Source organism: Candidatus Pantoea bituminis, assembly GCF_018842675.1.
Taxonomy (GTDB): Bacteria; Pseudomonadota; Gammaproteobacteria; order Enterobacterales; family Enterobacteriaceae; genus Pantoea; species Pantoea phytostimulans.
The window spans coordinates 1-20550 of sequence record NZ_JAGTWO010000003.1; the positions used below are offsets into that span (position 1 = coordinate 1).

Annotated in this window: 20 protein-coding genes and 3 pseudogenes; 4 read left to right on the top strand and 19 right to left on the bottom strand. The window is 48.8% G+C overall.

The genetic code is table 11. The annotated features are described in order from the left end of the window. The 6 genes and pseudogenes from KQP84_RS03200 to dnaB-PI all read right to left on the bottom strand — a co-directional run. A partial coding sequence (locus KQP84_RS03200; protein WP_215845212.1) for an STY4528 family pathogenicity island replication protein occupies positions 1–952 on the bottom strand: 952 nt, incomplete at its 3' end. A 75-nt stretch (positions 953–1027) separates the two neighbouring features. Beyond that, a pseudogene (locus tag KQP84_RS25170) lies at positions 1028–1275 on the bottom strand (ParE family toxin-like protein). Between the two features lie 45 nt (positions 1276–1320). Beyond that, positions 1321–1905, bottom strand: a complete 585-nt coding sequence (locus KQP84_RS03205) for a DUF2857 domain-containing protein (RefSeq protein ID WP_215845213.1) — start codon at positions 1903–1905, stop codon at positions 1321–1323. Positions 1906–1908: 3 nt separating this feature from the next. Beyond that, positions 1909–2838 (bottom strand): hypothetical protein, encoded by a 930-nt coding sequence (locus tag KQP84_RS25175; protein ID WP_252515202.1) that lies wholly within the window; start codon positions 2836–2838, stop codon positions 1909–1911. Between the two features lie 121 nt (positions 2839–2959). Further along, positions 2960–3433, bottom strand: a complete 474-nt coding sequence (locus tag KQP84_RS25180; protein WP_252515203.1) for a ParB family protein — start codon at positions 3431–3433, stop codon at positions 2960–2962. Continuing rightward, on the bottom strand, positions 3430–4818 hold the full coding sequence (dnaB-PI, locus tag KQP84_RS03215; RefSeq protein WP_215845214.1) for an SPI-7-type island replicative DNA helicase: 1389 nt from the start codon (positions 4816–4818) through the stop codon (positions 3430–3432). The genes KQP84_RS25180 and dnaB-PI overlap by 4 nt, the downstream gene beginning before the upstream one ends. A 589-nt stretch (positions 4819–5407) precedes the next feature. Between dnaB-PI and KQP84_RS03220 the strand changes: the two genes are divergently transcribed. The 3 genes from KQP84_RS03220 to KQP84_RS03230 are packed head-to-tail and all read left to right on the top strand — an operon-like array spanning position 5408 to position 6821. Beyond that, positions 5408–5983: a hypothetical protein gene (locus KQP84_RS03220; RefSeq protein WP_215845215.1), complete on the top strand. Its 576-nt coding sequence runs from the start codon at positions 5408–5410 to the stop codon at positions 5981–5983. Further along, positions 5965–6435, top strand: coding sequence for a hypothetical protein (locus KQP84_RS03225; RefSeq protein ID WP_215845216.1), 471 nt, complete (start codon positions 5965–5967; stop codon positions 6433–6435). The genes KQP84_RS03220 and KQP84_RS03225 overlap by 19 nt, the downstream gene beginning before the upstream one ends. Then, positions 6435–6821, top strand: coding sequence for an acyl-CoA thioesterase (locus KQP84_RS03230; RefSeq protein WP_215845267.1), 387 nt, complete (start codon positions 6435–6437; stop codon positions 6819–6821). Before KQP84_RS03225 ends, KQP84_RS03230 begins: the two co-directional genes overlap by 1 nt. Positions 6822–6853: 32 nt before the next feature. Here the strand turns inward: KQP84_RS03230 and KQP84_RS03235 are convergent, their stop codons facing one another. The 11 genes and pseudogenes from KQP84_RS03235 to KQP84_RS03280 form a co-directional block, all read right to left on the bottom strand. After that, positions 6854–8506, bottom strand: coding sequence for a TraI domain-containing protein (locus tag KQP84_RS03235; RefSeq protein ID WP_215845217.1), 1653 nt, complete (start codon positions 8504–8506; stop codon positions 6854–6856). 1 nt (position 8507) lies between these two features. After that, a pseudogene (locus KQP84_RS03240) lies at positions 8508–10011 on the bottom strand (UvrD-helicase domain-containing protein). Positions 10012–10140: 129 nt separating this feature from the next. After that, on the bottom strand, positions 10141–10821 hold the full coding sequence (locus KQP84_RS03245; protein ID WP_215845218.1) for an N-6 DNA methylase: 681 nt from the start codon (positions 10819–10821) through the stop codon (positions 10141–10143). Between the two features lie 75 nt (positions 10822–10896). Continuing rightward, positions 10897–11208 carry a DUF5983 family protein gene (locus tag KQP84_RS03250; RefSeq protein ID WP_215845219.1) on the bottom strand — a complete coding sequence of 104 codons (312 nt, stop codon included), beginning with the start codon at positions 11206–11208 and terminating at the stop codon, positions 10897–10899. Then, on the bottom strand, positions 11205–12143 hold the full coding sequence (locus KQP84_RS03255) for a DUF1281 domain-containing protein (RefSeq protein ID WP_215845220.1): 939 nt from the start codon (positions 12141–12143) through the stop codon (positions 11205–11207). The genes KQP84_RS03250 and KQP84_RS03255 overlap by 4 nt, the downstream gene beginning before the upstream one ends. 101 nt (positions 12144–12244) lie before the next feature. After that, positions 12245–13230 (bottom strand): annotated as a pseudogene (locus KQP84_RS03260) (ArdC family protein). Between the two features lie 360 nt (positions 13231–13590). Further along, complete coding sequence (locus KQP84_RS25760; protein ID WP_256449264.1) at positions 13591–13725, bottom strand: hypothetical protein; 135 nt, start codon at positions 13723–13725, stop codon at positions 13591–13593. Positions 13726–13804: 79 nt separating this feature from the next. Then, positions 13805–14413 (bottom strand): hypothetical protein, encoded by a 609-nt coding sequence (locus tag KQP84_RS03265; RefSeq protein WP_215845221.1) that lies wholly within the window; start codon positions 14411–14413, stop codon positions 13805–13807. Between the two features lie 159 nt (positions 14414–14572). Then, positions 14573–14914 (bottom strand): hypothetical protein, encoded by a 342-nt coding sequence (locus KQP84_RS03270; protein WP_215845222.1) that lies wholly within the window; start codon positions 14912–14914, stop codon positions 14573–14575. A 98-nt stretch (positions 14915–15012) separates the two neighbouring features. Beyond that, positions 15013–15513 (bottom strand): hypothetical protein, encoded by a 501-nt coding sequence (locus tag KQP84_RS03275; RefSeq protein WP_252515204.1) that lies wholly within the window; start codon positions 15511–15513, stop codon positions 15013–15015. Between the two features lie 152 nt (positions 15514–15665). Beyond that, positions 15666–16562, bottom strand: a complete 897-nt coding sequence (locus KQP84_RS03280) for an integrase domain-containing protein (RefSeq protein ID WP_215845223.1) — start codon at positions 16560–16562, stop codon at positions 15666–15668. Positions 16563–17493: 931 nt separating this feature from the next. Here KQP84_RS03280 and KQP84_RS03285 point away from each other — a divergent pair. After that, on the top strand, positions 17494–18117 hold the full coding sequence (locus KQP84_RS03285) for a hypothetical protein (protein WP_215845224.1): 624 nt from the start codon (positions 17494–17496) through the stop codon (positions 18115–18117). A 1371-nt stretch (positions 18118–19488) separates the two neighbouring features. Here KQP84_RS03285 and KQP84_RS25930 read toward each other — a convergent pair. After that, a complete protein-coding gene (locus tag KQP84_RS25930) occupies positions 19489–19947 on the bottom strand; it encodes a replication initiation protein (RefSeq protein ID WP_370661477.1) in 459 nt (152 codons plus the stop codon). Beyond that, positions 19947–20105, bottom strand: a complete 159-nt coding sequence (locus KQP84_RS26130) for a RepB family plasmid replication initiator protein (protein WP_252515206.1) — start codon at positions 20103–20105, stop codon at positions 19947–19949. The genes KQP84_RS25930 and KQP84_RS26130 overlap by 1 nt, the downstream gene beginning before the upstream one ends. Positions 20106–20550: the final 445 nt, after the last annotated feature.

Here is a 20550-nt window from a genome sequence, read left to right on the forward strand (position 1 = left end):
CCTCTCGCAGTGCACGAATAACATTCGATAGCACCAGTGCGGATCGGTCGGGCGGTAACGCCTGCAGCTGGCGGTTAACCATATCCCGATCTTCCGGTTTAAGCAGGGAGGCGAAGTTATCTGGAAGACAAGGCGAACCGGTTACGTATGTTTTATTTGTATTAGTAGTAGAACTACGTACGTAACTGTTCGGATTCCGAACCCGGCTGTTATCTCCAGCATAATCACTGCGTTCGGTATCCGAACCCGGCTTTTGAGCCCGCAATTTTAAGCTGAGTTCGGAATCCGAACCCGGTGAGCGGCCCGACTGCACGACTGCAGCACGACAGGTCAGTTCACCAGGGTTTTGTGCTGAACCCAGACGAACCTCAATCATCTGAAGATAACTGCGGTGATGATGCATTGCGGGATCAAGCCTGATTTCGTTGATTATTGTTTTTGCCGTCGTGCTGATGGTGCGGTTAGTGCTCAGGCAGGCTTCCGCCACCGTTTTAAGCCAGTGCGGATCGAACGTTTCGGCGTCGGCAAAGGATAAGGGTTCGTCGTGCTGCGCGTAGATATTCCCTCTTACCCTTCCCTTTTCATCTCTTACGCGTTTGCAGAGGCTGAGCCAGCCCGTGATGCGCAACATCAGGAGTATCCGACTGATGGTCTCTTTTGATGCCCTGCCTTTTCCCGGCGTCGCCAGCTGCAGCTGCAATTCTTCATAGGAGGGAAAAACGGCACCGTCATTGCCTGAAGCGTGCAGGCGGATAATTATCCAGCCCATTTTGTCGAGCGGAGAGAGGCGCTGATCGAGAAGCAACCGGCGCGGCATAGAATCATGTACGTTACCCGTGAACAACAAACCACCACGGACATAACTGTTTTGTTCTTCCGGTAAACGTGCTGTCAGCCGCTCGGTTAATTTTGTGACTGCCTGATGGATAAGGCTGTCATCCGGTAATATCATTATTCACCTTCTGAATACAAAAAATGCTGAGCAATGTGCCACTTAAGGCTCATCGCTCAGCATTCTGACTACGTTTCAGTTGCGCATAGCTGTGTTATAACGCTCATGATTCATCATCTCCCAGGTGCGCCCTTCATCACGGCTGAGCAATCGCCAGAACGGGCCAAGATCGATTTTGTAATAGCCGGTTCGGTTTTCATTCAGACGTTTATAGTTACGCTCACCCTGCCAGAATCGACGAACCGCGCAGGCCGCTTTTTGCGCAATGAAGACGGAGCAGTATCAGGAGCTTTTAGGCCCGGTATGATTTCTTTAAACCGCATTTTGCCCCCATCTGATTACAGTGAACGCTTCACGCTGGCTAGCAGTCATGCTCTTCTCCGGGTAGCAGCTGTCAGATTTTCACTCTCCCATTTGAGAACAGCGTTCCAGACTGCAGTTAGAGAAATATCCATTTGTTCAGCAGCAAGCAGCATCAAATCCAGCCCCTTGTCCGTTTCACTGCGAAGTGTTTTACTGTCATTTGCCGCCCAGATTTCCCATAGTTCGGTACTCTGTTCATCGCTGAGAACTGTTCCACGACCTGCACGAACTTTTATGCCCGCGATCCTGCGACGAGCCGCCACATCGTTACTTATCAGCCCAAAAAAGTGCTCCATGAGCTTTATTGATCCTCCAAGTGCAAGCGCGCGGTCAATTCGTTGCTTACGCGTCTGTTCTTCCCTTGCTTGCGTCATCAGCCGCGCCAGATTGTCTTGGTTTATCTGAAACGAAAGGACGGAAACCTCGCTATTGATGATGTAATGAATATCTTCAATGGTCATATCCTTCAGTGTGGCAATTTCTTCAGATGTCAGGCCCATCTTGTCACAGCGACGTATAAACCCATTTTTGAGCTCCATAACCAAATCAAGCAGGAAGCCATTCGCAGCCCGGGAAAGATTCGTGTTCATCAGTTACCCTTCATTTACAGGAACAGTAGAAGCAGCATTCATGCGCTGCAGTTCGCGGAGACGACGAAGGATCCTGATTAGCCGAAACACGATCAGGGTTTGCTCGTCATCAAAAATAGGTGTGGCTGATTCAGTTGACCCGATCAGCAATTTAGAAGTGAAGTCCGCAGCATCCTGACAGCTCGTATCGCCTGTCAGCGAAGCTAGAAATAAGGCAACAACATGAGCGTCATCAACAGGCACTGACAACCGGTAACCCGACTGCAAGGCATTTTCATTGGCAGGTTTTAAGGCATCACCACAATTATGAGCACTAGCAATATCCCAGCACAGACGCCAGGCAATACTTTGCAGATGCTCAATATCATCTTGAAGGGCGCTGACGTTCCAGATTGAATGGATGTCTGGTTGAGCAACTGGCTGTAATGAGTCTTCTTGGCTTTGCGAAACATGAGTTTCTTCTTCCTTATCTGCTAAAGAAGATGAATCCTTAGATTTGCGATTTTCAGTGGATTGCTCTGCGTCTAGGGATTTAGCCTGGTCATCATCCTCAAGCTGCGCTAAATCATCTGAAGAAAGCTCATCCGATGGGTGAATGAGCTCAGCTGCATCATCATTTGCCACCATTGATGAGGTGGCCGGTAAACTTGAAGAAACAGCAATAGTAATGTCTTCAGCAGGTTCTGCCTTTGCCTTATCAGCACCGCGTAACTCAAGTAGCCAGCCATCGTAGTCGAGGTCATGGCATGGAAACGCATCTGTCAGATCACCGATAAGTTCATCGGTGAACATTTCAATTGACCATAACTCAGGATCATCAAATTTGCGGCAGCACGCTCCAAACACACTCGTGAAATCGGCTTTGGTACAAACATTTTTTTCAAATTGATATTTATCCCAAACCGTTTCAGCGCCATGGCGGAGTTTTAGCAACTTTCTAAGCTCCCGCCCCCAAAACCTGACCCAAGCAATACAGGCATCCATGGATAGATGTTTGTCACCACATCTTCCATACGACTTACGCTCGAAAAATGCACTGGTAGGCCACTGTTAGTTAGTTCAGCAGCAAGATCACGCAACGAGATTTTTTTCCACGCTCTTCTTCAAGTAATAATCGCGCTTCACTTACAGAAATGGCTTTATCAATGAAAGTTAGCTGACCATGGGTTTCATTTTCGGCGAGGTGCCCCGTAAGGCATTGAAAACGGCCAGGCCATGGCTTTTCAATGCAGGTCATTTGGAAGAAACGCTGATCTCCAGTTTCATCCCAAAGTTCACGCATGATGGTGTAACGCGTGTTGCCACCATCGCTAAAAGTCCACTTACCTTCTGGAAGACGTGGATCACGCGTCACAAGCGGTACGGAATTGAGACCGCGCGCACGAATTGATGCTTTTAAATCATCAAACAGAGGATTACGGCTTTTGCGCGGGTTATCTGGATTTACACAAAGCTCATCGAGAGTAAAATTCCTCGCCAGATTTTCATTACTGCCAGACGGTTTTTCAACAAGCTGAAGTTTAATCATTGGCCAGTCCTCCTGAAATCGTAACCGAAGTCATACCCACCTTGAGGATATTCACTGAAAAGAGTAAACCTGCCGTCAAACTGGGTTTTGATGGTGCCTGTTGGCCCTTGACGCTGTTTGCTGATAATGATTTCAGCCTGGCCGCACTGCGCTGAATCGGCGTTATAAACTTCATCACGATAAATGAATGCAATGAGATCTGCGTCCTGCTCCAGCGCACCAGAATCGCGAAGATCTCCGTTATTAGGCCGCTTGTCGGCTCGTTGCTCCACTTGTCGGTTCAGCTGAGAAAGTGCAAGAATCGGGCAGCCGAGCTCTTTACCTAAGGCTTTAAGAGAACGCGAAATTTCCGCAATTTCCTGCGTTCTGTTTTCCATATCCGGGCATCGCATTAGCTGTAAATAATCAACCATGATTAGAGAGGGCTTGCCGTACTTACGAACGTAGCGACGTGCGCGGGTACGCAGCGTCGCCGGCGTCTGTGAACTGTTGTCATCAATAATTAGGCGATCGCGCCACGCTGCTATTTCCGTTGCTCCTTGGCTGATGCGTCCCCAGTCTTCATCATTCAGGTTGCCATTGCGAAGCTTGGTAAGATCAACACGGCTACGCATTGACAACATGCGCATAGTTAGCTGATCGGTTGGCATTTCAATACTGAAAATAAAGACAGCTTCCTGTGGCTTACTTTCTATTGCACCGATGCACCAACTAACAGCCAGAGCGGTTTTTCCCATAGAGGGACGGGCGGCAAGTAAAATCAGATCTCCTGGTTGCAAGCCACAGGTCATGAAGTCCAATTCAGCCATACCGGTAGACGTACCAGTGATACCGTTTTTAATCGCAGTAGCCACTTCAAGCTTGCTCAGCACTTGATCAAGGGCAGCCATAATTTCTGATTCGCACTCGTTTGCGCTTACCCCCTGTTCACTGAGCCGGAAAAGGGCATTTTCAGCATGCTCAGCGACTTTTTGCGAACTCAGTCGATTGGCTTGAATATCAGCAACAAGGCTGTTTCCGATAACCTGCAGAGCACGTAAACGGCTCTTTTCGATAACGATGCGTGCATAACCAAGAATGTTTGCAGCTGAAGGAGTGTTCTTGCTCAGCTCTGCTAAATAGGCAAACCCGCCACAATGTTCAAGCGCACCATCATGTTCCAGCTTTTCGCTAAGAGTTATCAGGTCAATGGGCAAGGATGCTGAAGACAAGCTGCTCATCGCCTTAAATACATGGCGATGGGCAGCAAGAAAGAAGTCCTGAGTGGTTAGTAGAAGATTTATTTCATCCCAACGGTCATTGTCCAGCATCAACGCACCTAAAACGCATTGTTCAGCTTCTGTCGAATACGGTACAGCTATTGGAGTGTCAGGCTGCTTAAGCATGAGTTTATCCCTCCACAGATGGCGTGGATTTCCTGAGATATGGATAATTGGGCGTATTAACTAATGGCGGATTTTGCCGTTAGTTCGCTTACGTATACGTCTAAGTAAGTGTCGATTAGACCCTGAACGATTTTTGAAGCGCTAATGACGCGGCCGCTGGAATGGGTAAGTTTCACTGCACATCCTTCCAGGTTGTTACGTCTAATTGGACCTATATAAATGATCGGTGCCGGTGAACGTGATTGATCATGTGAGGGCATATCGTCTCCAAGTTAAGTTTTACTTAGGAATTTCCTTAACCCAAATAATGGGTAGGGAGCATCAAATTACTAAAACGGACCGGAACCCTGATTGCTCAAAAAGCCCTGCGGATGGACTACTGGCAGGGTCATGCCCTCACTTCTCACGTCAAAGTGTTAAGGAAAGGTCATTTTATGATAATGTTTAACACTAAATTTATTAACTACTTACATATTACCACTCCTAATGGCTTTTATGCAATTTTTTCCCGATTAGCGGTAATTATTCCCGAAAACTATGCAATTTTTTCCTTTAAAATCATTGCAATAATTTCCGTTAAGGAATGCGAATGTTAGATACGATTGAGAAGAGACTTAAGTGTTGCAGGGCTGCGACGGGTACTACGCCACAGGAAGTTGTGAGTTTCATACAGAAGAAAAGCATGGATCTGTCCTATACCACCTACACACGCTGGGAATCTGACGGTTCAATTCCTGCCCGTAGAATGGATGTAATACATGTTATTGCCGAATTTTTTACTGAGAATGGGCTGCAGGTAAATGGGCAGTGGATCATGACTGGTGAGGGCTTTCCTCCACAGTTCACTGAGTATGCGAAACTCGATGAAGACACGCTCTTTATTCTCGCGAGCCGTCAATTGCCTGATGTGGAACTGGTACAGATCGGGGGCATGTATGGTGAACCATATGTGAGTTTCGGAGAGTTCTGTATTGTATCCACGGTTACAAATATCGACCCTAATAACAACAAACTGTGCTATGTGAAAAGTGCTAATGGATTACATGTTGGCGTCCTTAAAGTAATGGATGAAAAATCAATTATCTTAGAGGGAAGCCAAAACATAACACTCAATAAGAGCGATATTTACGAGTGCCGGAGAGTTAAATGGATTCAAAAGAAGTGAAGTTAAAGTTTCATCACTGCAGTAACGAAGTGATTAACTTCCTCAATAATTTTGAGCATACCACCTACATATCTACATTGCTGGTTGTAAATAACAGCATTTCAGCACACCAAAGCAATGGCTATGCTGAGTGGGATAATAAATTTTATTATGAAGGAAAGTATAAAGACAGCCTTCTAATTAAAATGGGTATAGAGCTTACTAAAATAAGCAAAGGCGATGTAAGCACAGTTATCTGGGATGACGCCCTGCGCAACGAAAAAAATAATGTCATAGATAAACAACGACGAGAACACAATATATATCATGGCATTAGCTTTATTTATGGGATTGAAAACGATATGAGCATGGCGCTTAATATCTGCACCGGGGTCCACACCTCGCAAAAGGAATTTGAAAATCTGATACTGCCAATGCGGTTTGCACTGCTGAACTATTTTAAGGACTTATGATGTTTACCAAAACCTATTCCGTAGACGAAAAGCATGTTGATTTTCAGGGTGTTGTGGATGGACTGTATTATCCCTTCTACATGGAATGGACGCGCCACGCGTTTATGAAAGAAGAACTGGGGCTGGACCTGGAACAGGAGTTCGCTGAAGGACGCCTTCACATGATCCTGGAATACACGCTGCGCTTTAAAAAGAGCCTGCAGAAAGGGGATGAAATGCAGGTAACATGCGCCCTGCAGGCGAACGAGAAGCGCAGCCGCGTCAATTTTGTTCAGCAAATACTGGTTAATGGTACCGTATATGCAGAAGCCGTATTCACAGCAACCTGCATAGCTAACGGCAGACCTGTTGTTCCTGATGCTGTAAAAAATGCTATTCCCGCCTGAATTGTCTGAGGGAACCCCACGGGGTTCCCACCTTAATTCTCAATCAAGATATAACGACTGTCTTTCACCTTATCCTTTCCTGCCTGATAAAATAATGAGAGCCGTATTAAGTACCCGCTCCGCTTCTGATACTTACCTTCCATCCCTTCACTTTCATACACACGAACTCTGAAAAAACGCTTATCATTACGCATATGCAACACGCCATTTTTTTCAAATGATGCCTGCACAGCTTTACGGTCTTTATCAATGCCTGTCGCTTCAATGAATTTAAAAGCCGCTCCCGGAAGAGATATAAACATAAATCCGCTCACTGCATGAAGCGGACTGTCTTTCTCGTTCACGCTGAGCGTTTTATTATTTACAGACACCTTAAGCCACGATAAGAACTGTTCCCCAAGGTTATTTCCCTCAGACTCTTCAGGCGCAGCGATTACATCTTTTTTCTTCCCGGGACTGTCCTCGCTATTAACCTGCTCCAGCTTAGAATTAATGACAGGTAATGCGTCCTGCGGCTTTTCGTCGGAAATGAGTTGAACATATTCTTCCGGAACCGCAATTATCTGCTCATCAACGTCATTATCAGGCGAACAGTCATCTGAAACAGCTGTATCTGCTCTTTGCACCTGATCCTCCATGTCGGTGGCCGCCGGTTCAGCTGCAGCAAACATGCTGAGAAGGACGGCTGTATCATCATCTGCCGCTTTTGTGACCTCTTTCTGCTCAGGCATTGCGCCGGTGTTTTCTGAAAGTGCAGAGGACAAAGATACGGTTTCGTCGGCCGCTGTTAACGGAGGTTCTGCGTTCGCTGGCGCGAGACCGGAGGCCAGCTCTGCTGCACCTTCCGACCCGATACCGGCGAGAGCAGAGCCGGCACTGATGATATCGTCAGAGAGAGCCAGCACCGGCTGCCTGGGAGCCGGTGTCGGCACATCAGCGGCCGCTGCTGGCAAGCCCGCCTGCAGAGAACTGGCGGGCGAACCGCTGATGCCTCGCGCTTTGTCGAGAATCTCTTTAATGAGCGCCATACCCGCTGCGTCCCCGCCAGCCAGTGAAGCCATCACATGCATGGCCTCGCGGTCGCCGCTGAGCCACGTCACGCCGTCATCAGGTAACAGCCTTGCGGCCATCATTCGCGCCGCACCAGAATGGGCTGCATTACTTATCCGGAATCGATATGGCGCAGCCGGCGGCATCATGCCGGGCATCCAGCATCGCCCGTCCAGCAATTCCCCCTCAATACGCGTAAGTTGCAGCAGATGCGCGGTGAGCGCTGACCAGAAAACGATCGCGTTCCAGAGGGTATTCTTTGCGGCCTGCTCTTCGGGTGTCGCGCCCGGAGGAAACATATGACCTTTTGCCAGCCTGACGCTGCAGGCCGTAAATTTCAGGGTAAGATCAATGTACCCGCCTTCTTTACTCCACTCACCATCAGCGCTTGCCGGTACATTTTGTACGCTCTCAGCGAGTATTTTCAGCGGTGCCAGATAAAGCCGGTTATAGACATCCTCCGGTAAAGACGTGTTATCCCAGATCTGTCTCAACAGCAGCTTGCGTTGTGGCGAAGAGAGTAGCTGTGCGGCGGATTGCGGTACGAAATATCCCGGCGGAATCTTTCCGCCAGCCGGCGCGGGCTTTGCGGAAACTGGCCCACCGGATATCATGGTCATGAGCCTGGAGAACATTTTAAATTCCTGATAATTGGGAGCAGTTGCTGTCGTTAAGGGCGGCCCCTGCGCTCAGTGATTCAGTTTCATCCGGTGATTCGATGGGTTCATTCGACTCCCCGAGGCAGCCGGTCACGATATCGACCAGCTCATTCGGCACCAGAACTTTGCGCGCGCGCGTAACCGATACGTACAGAAGATTCAGCTCATCTTCTTTTTCACGCGGGTTCAGAAGCGGGTCGGTAATATCAACAAAATCGTCGCTGAGGCTGACCGCGTCCCACTCAAGGCCTTTACTGCGGTGCGCGGTCACTACCGTCACGTCTGCTTCACTTTCGCGCGTCACGGTCTGTTTTTTCAGTACAGCCAGCAACATTGGAAGTGGAAAGAACATGTCCAGCAGCTTGACGCCCTGCCCCATTTCCGGATCTTTCGTAGCCTTGGCAGTTGACCGGTACGCTTCAAAATCAGGGAAATCGCGTGTCATCTGCGGCGACTGAATACGGTCAGGCATATCAACTGAGAGCCAGTATAAATCTTCCAGTTCTGCAATGCGGTATCCTTCCATGCCGCCTACCCAGTACACTTTTTCCCTACCAGGCTCGCCGTCAGGGCAGCACCAATCACGCCTGCTACCGTCCGGCTGATAATACAGTAGTGCGCAGTTCCGGCGGGCATTTCGGGTGTAACCTGATCCTCTCCACCGAGCCCGCAGATCCGACGGGATTCGCCTGCCTCGACAAGCAGTGCATTCGCAACCTCTGCGACCGCCGGACCAAACCGGAAGCTGTTCGTCAGCCAGAGCCTGTCTGCAGTTTCCAGTTGCGGGGCAACGAGTGCGTTTTCCGCTCCCCTGAAGCGATAAATTTGCTGATAACGGTCGCCTACGAGGATGATGCGGCAGGGCTGGCTGAGAACAAACTGACTGGTCACCGGATTCGCATCCTGCGCTTCATCAAACAGGATAACGTCCCATTTCTTATTCAGCTCCGGAACTGACAGTTGGTAAAGTTTAAGGTAGGTATCATGCGTCACCGGAAAATGTGAATCCATCCGCGTCATTTCATGCCATATGACTTGTGCCGCTCCGAGTATTTTTCCTGCATCCAGCCCGCCCCGATCTTTTTCGGCAGGCAGATGCAGAGGTGAGATTTCTTCATCAGCGCTGTAGAGATAAGTGTTAAGCGTGCTCAGGGCATTCCGTGCCAGCAACCAGTGCCGGTTATTGAGCAGCCGCGCAATATCCGTTACGCGAAGAGACGTGGTGAGGCGCGCCTGAAAGTGCCGCCCGAACGTTGGCCAGGCAAGCTGATGAAACGTCTTACATTCCACGTTAAAAGGAAAACGCCGCTCAGACTCCTCCCTGATAGCCCGATTGTAAGCAAGATACAGCATACGTTCTTGGGGTTTGCCAGCGCGTAGGCTTCAAGCGTGGACGTTTTACCTGTGCCGGCAAATGCCGTAACGACAAGTTTCCTGCCTTTCCAGGCAATGACCTGTGCCTGCTCTTGTGTGGGTTGCATGTATGAAATACCTCCGTCATGTCATGTCATGTCATGTCATGTCATGAACCATGCCCTGCCGGGAATGAGGTATCTATCGCAAACTCTATATCGACCGGCAAAAAAAACGCCTCCGGAGAGGCGTTGTGGTCAGGCGGCGCGTTGCTCTGCGCTGCTGAGTTTTGCTGCCCACCTGGCGGTGTAATGCAGCGGAGTGTAAAGCGTGCGACGCCGCTCAAGCGTCAGTGCGTTTCCGGTCACAACCTCTGCCGCAATACCGCAGAGCGAGAGCTGTATATAGGACATATTGGCGGCAAGTGGATCAACATCCGTCACCGACACCCATAGCTGTTCTGAAACCGTATAACCACGCTGAGCGAACTCTTCAGCAAAGGCGATGACCATGCAGCCCGCGCCGCTTGCCGGCTCCTGCAGGGTAATAAAGTCTTTTCCCTGCATCAGCGCATCGATGCCGGACAGCTGCAACGATGCCATCATTCGCGATACGTCCCACGGCGTGAAAAACTGGCCGCGATACTTATCTCCCAGCTCAAGCTCCATAAAAACGCTGCCAAGGAAATCACAACGTTCCTCATCGAGCGCCATCACGACGTGACCCAGTAACGCTGCCATCTGTGTGGCGTCCTGCTTCTCGTAGCCGGCAATTATGCTCAGATACTGCTTTTCCAGTTCAGCATCGTGCGCAACGCCGTTGTGCAGCGCAATGGCCGCGCAGCTGACGAAGTTTTCAAACACCTTATGCCGGTGATGATAACGGGCGGTGGAGTTGAAAATTTTAAGAAATGCGTTGCGATGGTTGGTAAAAGTCATGCGTGTTCTCCATAAAAAAGGGAACACGCCCCTGAGGAGGTGTTCCCCTCAGGGTGTGAGGCGAGCCTTATTTAGTTACCAGCTGTACGTGGTGAATCCTTCAGCCTCAGGTGCCCCTGATTCGAAAATCAGGATTTCCACGGCATCCGAACGCATCACAGAAGCGATCACGCGGCGGGCCTCTTTCGACAACCCAGCTTCTTTCAGCCGCAGAACCGGTGCGGAGCACGCGGTTAACCGCAGAAGATAGCCCCCACCGATATAGTGGATCCACTCACCGATATCGACTTCACGGGTCGTGATTTCATCCAGCAGCGCATTGTCGTCAGCACTGAGATGAGCCGTTGAAACAGCACGGCAGCGAAGATACTCCCGGTTGCCACTCATGCCTGCACCACCCGATGTGTGGCTGTTGCAGCTTGTGATTCGCCGGTTTCAACAGACGGCACCAGGTGAAGCCCAGGCCTACCGTCGTCCAGCTCGTCAATAGTCGCCTCAGCACTGCAGACGTGCTCGCCCCGATCGTAACAGTCATAGCCATCCAGTTCGTGAACGGGCTCGCTGTACCAGTGACGAATCTCACAGTCGAACGTGGATGAAAGCGCCGCAACCAGCTCTCCTGCCGGCGGGAACCAGGCGGAATCAAACGCCAGTTTTATGCTGCTCAGACCTTCACGCTGCCAGTTGACGTTGTGACCTGCCGGCCACTCCATGCCGTACTGACGACAGTAAAGACTGCTGGCCGTTGACATCCCGGCGAGCAAACCTCCCGTGCCGTTCAGCTCGGCGGCCAGACGACTGGGGATTATCTGCAGCATATCGCAGGGCTGGGCCCGCTCAGGCAGCTGGCTAAGCCGTTCCCAGCACTGACCCGGATCGATTTCCCGGGAAAGTGTGGCAACACCAAACCAGTCCGCATAGCGCTCCTCAATGAGTCGCGCAATGTGTCTGCGCGATATCTCCGGAATACTTTCCCAGGGGATCGCGTCGATACCTGACTGATGGTAAATGCGCTCGATTTTACGCAGATGCTCACCGTCAAGCGGTACATCCCTGCACAGCAGACCGAGCCACTGATCAAACGCCATATTCGCCGGCGTCCCCTGTCCCGTTCCGCTCTGCATCAGGTCGGGAAACGGCGGAAATGATTCCGTTTTGACCGGGCGTAACAGGCCGCCACATCCTGCCAGAAACAGCTTTATGCTGCGCATGACGGCGTGACGATACAGCGGTACGGCTTCGCCGGTGATCCACTCTTCCATAATGCCGATGAGCGCGGATTTGCCGGTGATTTCTAAACGGTTATGGCACCAGTCTGACATGGTTGATTCCTCTTTATACGTAAAAAGAGGGCATTGTCCCGTGAGGAACAATGCCCTCACGGGACGGCAGCGCGATGATTCAACGCTGCCGGGTTGGTGTGTTACGCGGCTTTAGCCGTGCTGTCTGTTAACTGCAGTAAAAACTCTGACGCTTCCCTCGCGTGCCGGCAGGCACGGAAAAGCGCTTTTTTGTCCGACTTCAGTACCTCAAGCCACGATTTTATGTAGCTGTCGTGTTGAACATCGCCAAACACGCCGAGCTGAGCGCACAGAAACGCACTACCCATCTCGGCTATCAGCTCCTCAAAGGCATAGATCGGATCGCCGAACTTCTTCGCCGGTTTGGTTATGCCTTCGCGGTTCAGTCGTGACTCATGGCCGGTGGCATGCACAACTTCATGCAGCAGCGTGCTGAAATAGTCAGCGTGAGTAAAAATTGTTCCGCCTTCGGCATCAGTATTGAATCGGTGTGTCTGGCGTAACAAGCCCGGTTCTGTAATCTGAACTCCACCTTAACGCCCGCCAGGTGCACAATCTCACATATCCGTTTTTCCGTCGGCCAGTCGATCGTGCCCGGGTCTTCAGCTACGGGAGATTCATGCGGTACAGCCGCAACACTGTCCGGTAAACCGTCACACTGCTCAACGTTAAACAGGAAGTTGGGCTTTATCATGGCCCGCGATTCCATCAGGGGCTTGCCCTCAGCATCAAACAGCTTGTTTCCGCTGTCATCCTCAGCCTGTTTTTCAAACGGCCTGAAGATTATGGCCTCCGATGACGTTTCACCTTTACGTACCTGTCCGCCCAGCTCCTGCGCCTGACGATACGTTACCCAGCGATCGGTGCTGTATCCCTTTTCCTCTGCGGCCAGCCATAACAGCAGCACGTTAACGCCGCTGTAAGGCTTACCGGTTAAGGCATTAACCGGTAACGGACCCGCAGCGGCACAGCGTCCGGCAGTACGCCACGGTTTTTTCCATGGCGCCACGCCGTTCTCCAGTGCCTCAACGATACGGTCAGTTACCTTCTGGTACAGATCGACGCTATCAGTTTTCTTCGCGCGGCGAGTTTTGATTGGTTTGGTCATGGGATGCTCCTTAAATGAAAAAGGGCGCATCCCTCCCTGATGGGCGAGAAATACGCCCGTCAGGGAAGTGATTAACGAACCGAAGAAGTGATCTTTCCGTCGGCGGTTATGCTGTTAAGCCGCAACCGAAGTTGCTGCCTCGAGTAATAGAAATCGTGGCGGTCATACCGCTTACTGTCAGTGAATACCGCTTCTTCAAGCATTGATGCTGCCGAGTCGAACCACCGGGCCCGCTCTTCGTCGCAGCTGCAGTCACAAAAATCCGAACTCCTCATTACGTCAATCCGATACCGAACCCTCCTCGTCAAACAGCTCTGAAGCGCGATTCGTCTCGAAACCCAGTTGCTTATAAGGCCGGAGCTAAGCGGGTAGAAGCCAGAAAGCTTCTTTAACCGCGTCGGTAAATCTTAACCAATGTTCATCATTTATGGACGCGCCCTGCTCCAGCTGGTAAACGCCCGGATAGACCAGAGTTTCGGTTGTGGTATATGACATGGTAAATCTCCATTTCAGAAGAGATTTACCACCCACAGGAGGTAAATCCCCGTTGGGTTAAGTTAAGTTGGTCGTCGGATCAGCGTTTGCCGGTTTTCAGCTCTTCGAGTGCGAACTCAAGTTCAGAAACCAGCCCCCAGTCAGCAGTCGTAAACGGACGTTCAGCACCGGAAACGCTTCTGATAAGCAGCTCATCAGCTGCGCCGGTAATGAAACCATCCATGCTGAAAGGCTGAGGTGAATCACTGTCAGCAATCAGTTGATGCCGTATTGCCCAGCGAACCGGTAGTGACCAGCTGACGCCACCTGCAGAAGACGTTATCTCAAAGCAGCCTTCACAATGTTGATAAATGAGTATCAGCGCGATGCGCGTGAAGAAATCTACGGGTTGCCCCTCAGTTTCAATACACAATGCGGAACTCAGATCCTGAGTAAACATCACGCCTTTAGATACGTAATTCCCTTCGTCTTTTCCTCCGAATGAAAATATCCCGCGAGAAGGAAACATCATGGAAGCGCGTTCCATACGCGTACCGTTTGTTGGCGAGCACGGGCGGAGATGTACCGGTAACAGCCAGAATGCTTCAGTGACTGCTAGGGTAAAACTCTGCCACTGGCTCGGGGAGATCCATCCGGTCTGCTTCACGTTATAAGTGACGTGCTGAGGCGGTAAGGAAATGGGTGTCATGATAAATCCTCCAAAAGGGATTTATCCCCCTGATGGGAAATAAATCCCCACAGGGTTGGTTAACGTTAAATCGCTTCGTATCGGGCTAACGCTAAGTCGGCTTTGGCGACAAGCACTCCTTTCTCTGCGGCATATTTGCCAGCATCTTTATTTAGCTCCTTACTGGTAGGCGAAACGTAACGTAGCGAGCTGATTCGCCAGCTTTAGTGCGAAGCGGCGAGCCTGACGATACGAACGAAACTCCTCAGCAGGATCTTTCAGGGTGCTAAAGCGATGATTGCCGTAAAAAGTGCCGGATCGCGTAAGTATGCCGGACGTCCATTTTCCGGATGATAACTGATGAACCTGAACCTTAAAGCTCAGTGAGCCGGCGCGGTTCGTTATCCACTCCTCTTTTCTGTTCCCGGCAGCGACGCGATCCCAAAAAGATAGCGCGGCAGCGGAGCACACAGAAAAGATGGCTTTTATGGAAAAGGAAGTTGGTAATGAAAGGGTTTGCATGGTGTTCCTCCAGTTGAGGGGGAAACACCTGCCCTGTCGGGAAGATGTTTCCCAACGGGCATTCGCAGAGCGAATGTATGGTTCAGGCGACTGTGCTGTTACTTCTGAGCGGTGAACATCCTGAAAATCGCAGCGTCAGACGCCGCTTGCTGAGCGATTTTCGCAGCAGCTTTGTGTGTAAAGTGCTTACCATGGCGGCTGAAAATGAATTCATTACCTGGCTGGCCGTTAATCATCATTCTTGCCATAACTATGGCGTGATAACACTGATCATCGAACCAAACGCGGTAACGAAACTCATAATGACCGGAAGGTGAAGCAAGCCACGATGTTCTCCTGAGTGCAGCCCTGAGATAAGGATGTTCAGACGCAACACGGGTTGCAACTGAAAGAACCATATCGAATGGGGTACGCAGCTCAGTCAGGAACGAGCGGGTTATGGACATAGTTTCTCCTGCAAACAGAGAAACATTTGACCTGTCGGGAATGTTTCCCCGAAGGACGAAGGCCGGAGCCGGATGGTTGAATGTACCTTCATCGTCAGGCAGTAGGAGCCGTGATTGACGATATCTGCTTCCAAAGGCGAGCAGATTTACCACACTGATGTGTTCTCCCTTTCAGGCTACAGGAGTGTTATTTGCAGCTACCCGAAGGCGGTCATCTCAAGCCACTGACCATTGGTGGTTGTCCGAAGACAACATAAGAAACGTTTTAATAATAGCGCTTGCATAAGGGAATTTACAAGAACCAGTTATTCATCTGATTCATCAACTCTGTTATAAACACGCGCAACATAAGCTCCGCGCCCGTCACCGTGTCCAAGATCCATTGAAACTAAAGCCTCAGCTTCTTTACGACTCATGCCATTTTCAAGATGATGATTAACAGCGTCCTGAGAATAAGCGTACCTGAGACTGTGTGGTGCAATGTTCCCTGTCATTCCACTTTCACGTAATACGTTGTGATAGCGATCAAGCGCCTGATGAAGCGTTGGTTTGTCGATTAACTTACCGTTATTTTTCTCTACATAACGAACCGCTTCATTTAATAAACTAATAACTTTCTTTTTCTCAAAAATTGTTGCATCACGTGGACGCCCTCCTTTAGAACCAAACACAACGCGAACATTATTACCCCCGGCCTCCAGACTTTTACGCCAGGTATTAAGTGATTTTGCCGACTGGACGGTTTCTTCAGCGCGAAGGCCAATATATCTTGCAAGCTGAACACCCAAATGAATTCCCCGATCCTTCTCTGATACCGTTAACAAAACCTCTTTTAGACGCTCATCTGAAATTGCAACCTTAGTGCCTTCCCTGCTGGCTCCGGAAATATTCAATGCTTTATTGCTCAGTTTATCATGTGCAGGATTAGCCAGAACATTACGCCCTCCCTGTGAAAGGATTGAACGTAAAGCGGCCATTTCATTTTGCAGCGTGCGGGACGATATTTTCTCATCCTGACGGCTGCGAATATAATTTTCGATATGTTTTGTTTTAATATGGCTTACGTCTCGAATTTGAATATTAAGGGTTGCCAGTCGCTCCGAAAAGCGACTGGCAATCTTTGAACGATCAGAAACCGTTTTAAAACTTCCTCCGCCCTGACGTGCGAGCGTGACGAGCTGCTTACTTAATTTTCCAGACATTGCTTCACTCCTTCAGAACCCACAGCTGTTGGCCCACAAACCCACAGCTATGTGACTCTGAATCTATACATCTCTTCCCCGATGACACGGTTGCTTTTGCGCTTCCTGCGTCTCGACTGGTATCTGTGCATCGGGGCGGCGAAATGTTGAGTTCTTGCGAGGCTCCCCAAGTCTCTGACCTGTTTGCGGCTTGCGCCGTGCTGACGTTAGTCAGTCTGCCTCCGTACATCAGTTTCCTGATGTCGCCATCGATACCGAGTCGATCATTCTCCTTTTAGAAAAAACGCCCTTAACGGGTTGTTCGTTAACGTCGCGTCATGGTTGATAAATAGCCAGTTGAACACCTGAAAACACGTAATACGTGCACGTCAGATTGTACCGGCATGCTGAAAACCGCACTGTACGTGGGTTTGGTCGTTATGCGCTGCGCGCGTCACTTTGTTCTCGTTTCACTCGAACCAAAGTGACGCCGCGCAGCTTCATGCTCCTAATGCATCTTCCGCAAACGCCCAAATGTTCCAAATGGGCGTTTGCGTCATTGCAAAAGTCGTATGCAACGCAGGGCGTATCCCTGACAAATCTTATAACGTAAGTGAAGAAAGCATCGTTGAGGATGCCTTGTCTGATGACGCCAGGCGTATGTGAAAGCCCAGGCTTTGGTATGATTAATGTACCCCCATCGTCGCGTCATAGGTGCGCTTGTTTTGACGATATCTGCTTCCAGGAGCGAGCAGATGTACCACACTGATGTGTTCTCCCTTTCAGGCTGCAGGAGTGTTTTTGTAGCTACCCGAAGGCGATCCTCTCAAGCTACCAGACCATTGGTGGTCGTCATTTGACGACTTGTAACAGTTGAAAAGATATCAATCAGACTGTAGAAATGTCAACGATGAATAATCAAAAATACGCAAACAAGGAGTAATTTAAAATTATGGATTGGCTGAAAATATTAGGTTTTATCCTTCCATCAATAGCTTTAATCCTTAGCTTCAATGCAAGACTAAAAACATTTAATAATGAGAGAATCTCGGTCTATAAAGATATGAAGTCACTTTCCTCTGAACTCAAAATGGAGAGTTACGAGATAAAATTAATTGATGACGAATTAAAGCAATTAATAATCAGGAAGGTAACCGGTATATTTGAAAACACTCCAGCAAGAAGGCTAATGAAAGTTCTCAGCTGCAATCCAAACCTTGAACCATACAGAAAGAAAAGATTAAGAATGATCATTAAATGTGTTAATGAAAAAGCATATCCATCTCATAACGAAGTTAGTGAAATTAAATTTGAGTTAGATAAATCAATGTACAATAAAAGAGCTCGAGAAGGTGCTATGTTTATAACTGCATTTTTCATTGGATACATAACATTTCTTATCTCTGGCTTTTCCTCGTTTGTAGGAAAAGATTTTTTCTGGGCGAGCACTCAAATAATAATGTCTTTCGCTCTGTCAATAACAATGTTATTTACGAAGGCAGCCTATCTAGCGCCATGGAATTACAAAAGCCATAAAAAAATCATTGAAACGCTGAAAACATATAAAAGCATGTAAAATTCATTAAACATAAAAGGTTGTCGAAAACATGGATGTTCGACTAATAATTAACATACAAAGACACATCAAGTAATGATAATGACTTATCAAACACTTCTTCCTCACAACATGAAGGTGAATATATCAAATTAATACAATACTTAGATGTAAATTAATTTTAGATCAATTAAAATTTTCTTGTTTAATTTTAACAATAACAATCTGTATTTAACAAAAATATTAATCTAAAAGAGGGATCAGCACTACTTATGGAGTGATCTGCTCTTTGGCCAGCTAAATGCCGGAGTGGGAATCAGCCCTACTTATGGAGTGACCTGCCCTTTTGTCAGCTAAATGCCGGAGTGGGAATCGCCCCTACTTCTGGAAAGTGACCGGCCCTGCCGTGCGCTGAGTGCCGGAGAGTGGGAATCAGCCCTACTTATGGAGTGACCTGCCCTTTTGTCAGCTAAATGCCGGTGTGGGAATCGCCCCTACTTCTGGAAAGTGGCCAGCCCTGACGTCTACTGAGGGCTGGCAAGTGGGAATCAACCCTACTTATGGAGTGACCTGCCCTTTTGTCAGCTAAATGCCGGTGTGGGAATCGCCCCTACTTCTGGAAAGTGGCCGGCCCTGACGTCTACTGAGAGCTGGAAAGTGGGAATCAGCCCTACTTATGGAGTGACCTGCCCTTTTGTCAGCTAAATGCCGGAGTGGGAATCGCCCCTACTTCTGGAAAGTGACCGGCCCTGCCGTGCGCTGAGTGCCGGAGAGTGGGAATCAGCCCTACTTATGGAGTGACCTGCCCTTTTGTCAGCTAAATGCCGGTGTGGGAATCGCCCCTACTTCTGGAAAGTGACCGGCCCTGCCGTGCGCTGAGTGCCGGAGAGTGGGAATCAGCCCTACTTATGGAGTGACCTGCCCTTTTGTCAGCTAAATGCCGGTGTGGGAATCGCCCCTACTTCTGGAAAGTGGCCGGCCCTGACGTCTACTGAGGGCTGGAAAGTGGGAATCAGCCCTACTTATGGAGTGACCTGCCCTTTTGTCAGCTAAATGCCGGTGTGGGAATCGCCCCTACTTCTTATGTAAGCAGCTCTGCCGAATGCTGATCGCCGGAAAACAGGAATCGCCCCTAATACCATGCTGCGGCACTTTATGGGAATTTCCCCTACTAGAGAAAGCTGTTCAATATGGGAATTAGCCCTACTGAGTACCAGTTTATATGTAGGGAAAAAGCCCCTACTGCCAAGCTGAAAACTCGAATTAAGGTTATAAGGAATCTACTTAAGACAGTGACCGCAAGATTATGCTGTCATAAAAAGAATGGGTAAAAAGTAGCCGGGGATGGGAATCCGCCCTACATTCGAAAATGATTTTGAATAAATTTAGAAATTAGATGCCATTCTTTTGGAGAATGTTAAAAATCATTTTTCCATTACTATCAGCTTGATACGTTACGTGTAATGGGGTCTTGTCATTAATTTGACGCAACGCTGGTTCAAGAAAAGATCTCTTCAACTCCGCACTGTTAGTGCGCTGCGAGTCAGGCAACATGAAGCGTTCAGCCAACCACTCTTGGCTGGTTTTCCAAATCCCTGTACTACGGAACTGACATAGGCTCTCATACAGCCTCACTGTACGTGGATTTTTGAGACTTCCGCAATCCCTTAGGGAATAGGTAGTGAATTGAGTGCCAAGTACATAGAGATAAGGCATCACACGCGGATTAAATTCTATTTCCCATAACCCCTTACTTGAACGACCACCGGCCTCAACCAACCAAGGCAGCGCTCTAATATCATTACGGCCGTTTTTTGGGTAGAAAAGTATTGAGGAGCGTGAAAGTTCAATTACCCCTCCTTCACGTCACGACTAGCCTGATTTCGACTTATATTAAAAATGTCTTCATAATCAGAAACGGCCACGTTAAACACCGGGTTGGCGTCATCATTATCGTCTGAAAAATATGTCTGCATAAGGCATAACCAAAGAACACGTTTTGACTTCAACGAAAGATGATAGGCAGCTTCAGTCAGCTCGTTAGACTGTTTAACATTAATCTTTTTTTCAATTGGTTAGCCATATACTTAACCTTGTATGGGTAAATATTTATCCCCCACAATACTCTAGAATACACACAAGTCAACACATTAAATTTTCTATGCGAATGTAGGGGTGATTCCCATACGAACTAGGGTCTATTCCCATAGTCTGTAGGGGTGATCTCCATATAAAGTAATGCAGATTCCCATACTATGTAGGGCGTAAATCCATAATGTAGGGATTATTTTGCATTAATATCAATAGGTTGCGTAACCTAAAAAGCCTTTAAAATACTTAAAAAGAATAAAAAAGCCTTTAAAATTTAGAGCTGTGGATAAGTGGATAACTTTACCTGACCCCTGTAACCTCCATCGCTACGCTCAGTCGGTCAACCCCTCAGCGGCACAAAAA